We start from the raw sequence: 1,172 nt of genomic DNA, 5'->3' as shown, positions 1-1,172 counted from the left end.
ACGATGTACCTGCACTTCCCGTTCGTCACGGTGCCGATTCCGATCAACCCGCCGCCGCCGCCCGGCCAGTAAGCACGTGGCAAACGCTGCCGACTGAGCGCACACTGGCAGTTACGGCAACGAGCGCCTAGGAGGTCGCGTGGGCGAGCACAGTGGGTTCGGATTCGACCCCGACGAGTTCGATCGAATGATCCGGGAGGGCAGCGAAGGGCTGCGCGACGTATTCGAGCGGATCAGCAAGTTCGTGGCCGCTCCCGGTGGCCGGACGGGCTGGTCCGCCGTTTTCGAAGACCTGTCGCGACGCCCGCGCAGTGCCCCGGAAACCGCCGGCGAAGCCGGTGAGGGTGTGTGGGCCATCTACACGGTGGACGCCAGCGGCGGCGCGCGCGTCGAACAGGTCTATGCGACCGAGCTCGATGCGCTGCGGGCGAACAAGGAGAACGTCGATCCCAAACGCAAGGTGCGTTTCCTGCCCTACGGCATCGCGGTCAGTGTGCTGGACGACGACGCCGAAGAGACTGCGTAGCAGCCGTTTTCGGCTCAGCCCTGCTGCACCACGTTCGAGCCACCGGAGTTGCTGATCTTCGGTGCGCCGAAGTGGTAGGTGACTTTGTTGTCGAAGCCGGAGGCCTCGATGCTGTCGACGGCCTCGATGGTGATCGAATTCTGCACGCCGGAGACCGACAGGCTGGTGCAATGCCCGGTGATCGTCACCGTGTTGGAAACCCCACTGACGCTGACGATGTTGTCGTTGCAGGCGATGGTCCGGTTCTCGTTGATGCCGGCGACGCTGAGCTCGGTGCCAGGCGGTGCGGCGGACGAGGTCGACGGTGAGGGTGACGTCCTGCGGGAGGTCGACGGGCCGGGATTCGTCGAAATGCTCGGCGGGTTAAACGTTCTGGAGATGGTCGGCGGCGTCGCGATGATCGATTTCACGCCGGAAAGCTGATGTGCGGCAAAGGCCGCGATGCCACCCGCGAGGGCGAGTATGCCGATGACGACGACCGTGCCGAGGATCCACCAGGCGCGGTTGCCGGAGGGACCTTGCTGGGGTGGGCCACCGTAGGTCCACGGCGACGGCGGCGGGGGCGGCGGGCGCAGATCCAGTTCGCCGCCGCGCGAGGCCAGGATGAGCGCCCCGCTGGCCGCCGCCAGGGCCGGTTGCGACGGCG

The 1,172-nt window shown here is 66.9% G+C and carries 2 protein-coding genes; one reads left to right on the top strand and one right to left on the bottom strand.

Translation table 11 applies throughout. The features are described from left to right. Positions 1-187: 187 nt before the first annotated feature. Positions 188-526 (top strand): hypothetical protein, encoded by a 339-nt coding sequence (locus ACYQ8K_RS30085; RefSeq protein WP_459975025.1) that lies wholly within the window; start codon positions 188-190, stop codon positions 524-526. A gap of 14 nt (positions 527-540) precedes the next feature. Here the strand turns inward: ACYQ8K_RS30085 and ACYQ8K_RS30080 are convergent, their stop codons facing one another. Then, positions 541-1,155: a DUF3060 domain-containing protein gene (locus ACYQ8K_RS30080; RefSeq protein WP_459975023.1), complete on the bottom strand. Its 615-nt coding sequence runs from the start codon at positions 1,153-1,155 to the stop codon at positions 541-543. Between the last annotated feature and the right edge of the window lie 17 nt (positions 1,156-1,172).

This window comes from Mycobacterium sp. MUNTM1, from assembly GCF_054660795.1.
This window is presented reverse-complemented; position numbering and strand designations above follow the sequence as displayed.